Here is a 4,172-nt window from a genome sequence, read left to right as displayed (position 1 = left end):
ATCATGCGCCTCGAGGATCGCATCGCCCAGCGCGACGATGCCGGGCCCGTCGATGGTGCCGGCCAGGATGTTCATCGGCGGCGAGCCGATGAAGGTCGCGACGAATTTGCTCGCGGGTTTGCGGTAGACCTCCGCCGGCAGGCCGATCTGCTCGACCTGGCCGCCGTTCATCACCACGAGCTTGTCGGAGAGCGTCATCGCCTCGACCTGATCATGGGTGACGTAGATCGAGGTCACGCCCAAAGCGCGCTGGAGCTTCTTGATCTCGACGCGCATCTGCACGCGCAGCTTGGCGTCGAGGTTCGAGAGCGGCTCGTCGAAGAGGAAGACCTGCGGCTTGCGCACGATGGCGCGGCCCATGGCGACGCGCTGGCGCTGGCCGCCGGAGAGCTGGCGCGGCTTGCGCTCGAGGAAGGGCTCGATGGCGAGGATGCGCGCGGCTTCCCGCACCCGCCGGTCGATCTCGTCCTTCGGCGTGCCGCGGTTGCGCAGGCCATAGGCCATGTTGTCGTAGATGTTCATATGCGGGTAGAGCGCATAGTTCTGGAACACCATCGCGATGTCGCGGTCGGCCGGCTCGATCTGATTGACGACGCGATTGCCGATCGCAACCTCGCCGGACGAGATCGTCTCCAGCCCGGCGACCATGCGCAGCAGCGTGGACTTGCCGCAGCCGGAGGGGCCGACCAGCACGCAGAAGCCGCCATCGGGAATGTCGAAGGAGACGCCCTTCACCGCCGGCTCAGCCGCACCGGGGTAGATCTTCTTGACGTTGGTGAGCGTGACCTGGGCCATGTCTGAAGCTTACTTCTCGGTTTCCACCAGGCCCTTCACGAAGAGCCTCTGCATGGCGATGACGACGAGGATGGGGGGCAGCATCGCCAGCATGGCGGTCGCCATGGCGAGCTGCCATTCGGTCAGCGCATCGGCGGTGACGATCATCTTCTTGATGGCGATGACGATGGTCTGCATCGAATCCTTCGTGGTCACCAAGAGCGGCCAGAGATACTGATTCCAGCCATAGATGAACTGGATCACGAACAGCGCCGCGATGGTCGTCATCGAGAGCGGCAGCAGCGTGTCCTTGAAGAAGCGGAACGGCCCGGCACCGTCGATCTTCGAGGCTTCCAGCAATTCGTCCGGGATCGTCATGAAGAACTGGCGGAAGAGCAGCGTGCCGGTGGCCGAGGCGATCAGCGGGACGGCGAGCCCCTGATAGGTGTCCAGCATGTTGAGGTCGGAGACGATCTTGAAGGTCGGGAAGATGCGGACCTCGACCGGGAGCATCAGCGTGATGAAGATGATCCAGAACGCCGCCATGCGGAACGGGAAGCGGTAATAGACCACCGCATAGGCCGAGAGCACGGAGATGAAGATCTTTCCCAGCGCGATCGCCATCGCCATGATGAAGGAATTGACCATCATGCCGATCACCGGCTCGCGCGTCGTGCCCGAGGTGCCGATGAAGAGGATGCGGTTGTAGTTCTCCAGGAAATATGGCCCCGGATAGAGGGGCATCTGGCCGTTGATGACGGTGGCGGCGTCCCAGGTCGAGGCGACGAAGGTCAGCCAGACGGGAAAGGCGACGATCAACACGCCGATCGTGAGGATGACATAGGCGATCGCATCGCCCAGGCGGCGGTCCTCGACCATCAGTACTGCACCTTGCGCTCGATGAACTTGAACTGGACCGCCGTCATCGCGATCACCAGCACGAGCAGCACGACCGACTGCGCCGCCGAGCCGCCGAGATCGGATCCGCCCTTGCCGTCGGCGAAGACCTTGTAGACCAGCGTCTCGGTCGCGCCCGAGGGGCCGCCGCCGGTGACCGCGTCGATGATGCCGAAGGTGTCGAAGAAGACGTAGACGATGTTGACCGTCAGCAGGAAGAAGGTCGTCGGCGAGAGCAGCGGGAAGACGATCGTCCAGAAGCGCCGCATCGGCCGCGCGCCGTCGATGACGGCCGCCTCGATGACGCTCTTGGGGATGGCCTGAAGCCCGGCGAGGAAGAACAGGAAATTGTAGCTGATCTGCTTCCAGGTGGCGGCGAGGATGACGAGCAGCATCGCGTCATTGCCGTTGAGCCGCGGATTCCAGGCGATCCCGAGCGATTGCAGCCCGCGCGCCAGCATGCCCAGCGAGGGATCGAACATGAACAGCCAGAGCACGCCGGCGATGGCGGGCGCCACCGCATAGGGCCAGATCAGCAGCGTCTTGTAGATCTCGGCGCCGCGGATCTGCCGGTCCGCCATCACCGCCAGCAGCAGCGCGATGGCGAGCGAGAACAGGCAGACGAAGGTCGAGAAGATCGCCGTATTGACGAAGGCCCTGAGATAGCCGGGGTCCGAGAACAGGTGCTGGTAGTTCTCGAACCAGACGAATTCGGTCGAGGTGCCGAAGGCGTCCTGCAGCAGGAAGCTCTGCCAGACCGCCTGGCTCGCCGGCCAGTAGAAGAACACCACCGTGATCGCCAGCTGCGGCGCGAGCAGCAGCAGCGGGATCGTCAGGCCCTTGAAATGCGCGTTCTTCTGCATGAGTGCCCCGGAATGACGGCCTCTGCGAGGCCCATGCCGTCATTGCGAGGAGCGGAGCGACGAAGCAATCCAGGAGGCGTAGAGTTCTGCCGCTCTGGATGGCTTCGCTCCGCTCGCAATGACGCTGAGCGGATGATTACCGCGCCGCGGTGCGCTCGAACTGGCGCAGCATCTGGTTGCCGCGCTCGGCCGCCGCGTCCAGCGCCGCCTGCGGCGCCTTCTGGCCGTTCAGCGCCGATTCCAGCTCTTCGGACCAGATGTCGCGGATCTGGACGAGGCTGCCATAGCGCAGGCCCTTGGAGTTGTCGGTCGGGGTCTTGTTGGTCAGTTCCAGGATCGGCGTCTCGAGATAGGGCTTGTCCTTGTAGAAGCCCGAGGCCTTGACCTTCTCGTAAGCCGCCTTGGTGATCGGCAGATAGCCGGATTCGGTGTGCAGCTTGGCCTGCCGGTCGACGTCGGAGATGAAGGTGAAGAACTTGGCGACGCCCTTGTATTCCTCGGCCTTCTTGCCGCCCATCACCCACAGCGAGGCGCCGCCGATGATCGAGTTCTGCGGCGCGCCCTGCACGTCGGGATAATACGGCATCGGCGCATTGCCCCAGGCGAATTTCGCATTGGCGACGACGTTGCCGTAGAAGCCCGACGAGGTCAGGAAGATCGGGCATTCGCCGGAGGTGAAGCGGCCTTCGCCACCATTGGTGCGGCCGGAATAGTCGTAGGTCTTGTCCTTCTGCAGCTCGACCAGATTGGTCCAGTGCTTGAGAAAGGCCGGGCTCTTGTTGAAGTTCAGCACGGCGTCGAAGCCGGCCATGCCGTTGACCTTGGTGGAGAGCGGAATGTTGTGCCAGGCGCCGAACTGCTCGATGTTGGCCCAGGTCGCCCAGGCGTTCGAGAAGCCGCATTTGTCATAGCCGGCGCCCTTGAGCTTCTTGGCGGCGTCGAACACCTCAGGCCAGGTCTTCGGCGGTGCGTCGGCGTTGAGGCCCGCCTTCTTGAAGGCGTCCTTGTTATACCACATCACCATCGACGAGGAGTTGAAGGGGAAGGAGAGCATCTCGCCCTTCGCCGTCGAGTAATAGCCCGTGATGGCGGGCAGATAGGCGGTCGGGTCGAATTTTTCGCCGGCGTCCTTCATCACCTCGAAGACCGGCTTGATCGCGCCCTTGGCCGACATCATCGTGCCGGTACCGACCTCGAAGACCTGCAGGATATGCGGCGCCTGGCCGGCGCGGAAGGCGGCGATGCCGGCGTTCAGCGTGTCGGGATAGGAGCCCTTGTAGACGGGGACGACCTTGTAATCCTTCTGCGCGGCATTGAAGTCGTTGGCGAGCTTCACGACGACGTCGTTGTTGGCGCCCGTCAGCGCGTGCCACCACTGGATCTCGGTCTGCGCCAGCGCCGGCGAAGCGGCACACAGCGCCAGCGCGGCGGTGCCGAACAGAATGCGCGTCCTGATTGTCATCGACGAATTCTCCCTGTCCGCGGGCATGGGCCACAGCGGTTCTTGTCGTTGGTGCGCAAGCTAGCATGAAGCGCAGGCGACATTTCAATGACAAAACAATGACGCCAGCCGCAATCCGCCCATGGTCGCAAACAGGCTTGCGCAAAGATGGGGAACGGGCTGTTCTCCGGCTTGCG

4 protein-coding genes are annotated in these 4,172 nt (G+C 63.5%); all 4 read right to left on the bottom strand.

All coding sequences use genetic code 11. From position 1 onward, the window contains the following. Positions 1 to 795, bottom strand: a 795-nt coding sequence (gene ugpC, locus ACOJTB_RS04325; RefSeq protein ID WP_420101289.1) for a sn-glycerol-3-phosphate ABC transporter ATP-binding protein UgpC, incomplete at its 3' end; no start/stop codon positions are given. Between the two features lie 9 nt (positions 796 to 804). After that, positions 805 to 1,653: a sn-glycerol-3-phosphate ABC transporter permease UgpE gene (gene ugpE, locus ACOJTB_RS04320; RefSeq protein ID WP_420101288.1), complete on the bottom strand. Its 849-nt coding sequence runs from the start codon at positions 1,651 to 1,653 to the stop codon at positions 805 to 807. Beyond that, the gene (gene ugpA / locus ACOJTB_RS04315; protein WP_420101287.1) at positions 1,653 to 2,534 is read right to left on the bottom strand and encodes a sn-glycerol-3-phosphate ABC transporter permease UgpA; all 882 of its coding nucleotides are present in this window, start codon (positions 2,532 to 2,534) and stop codon (positions 1,653 to 1,655) included. Before ugpA ends, ugpE begins: the two co-directional genes overlap by 1 nt. 136 nt (positions 2,535 to 2,670) lie before the next feature. Continuing rightward, positions 2,671 to 3,996, bottom strand: a complete 1,326-nt coding sequence (gene ugpB / locus ACOJTB_RS04310; protein WP_420101286.1) for a sn-glycerol-3-phosphate ABC transporter substrate-binding protein UgpB — start codon at positions 3,994 to 3,996, stop codon at positions 2,671 to 2,673. Positions 3,997 to 4,172 lie beyond the last annotated feature (176 nt).

This window comes from Allobosea sp. (assembly GCF_048595345.1).
In the GTDB taxonomy this organism is placed as follows: Bacteria; Pseudomonadota; Alphaproteobacteria; order Rhizobiales; family Beijerinckiaceae; genus Allobosea.
Note: the sequence above shows the minus strand (reverse complement) of the source record. Positions and strands in the feature narration are given on the sequence as shown.

Coding starts and splice junctions, on each gene's coding strand:
- ugpE (WP_420101288.1), bottom strand. CDS start 1,653: ATGGTCGAGGACCGCCGCCTGGGCGATGCGATCGCCTATGTCATCCTC.
- ugpA (WP_420101287.1), bottom strand. CDS start 2,534: ATGCAGAAGAACGCGCATTTCAAGGGCCTGACGATCCCGCTGCTGCTG.
- ugpB (WP_420101286.1), bottom strand. CDS start 3,996: ATGACAATCAGGACGCGCATTCTGTTCGGCACCGCCGCGCTGGCGCTG.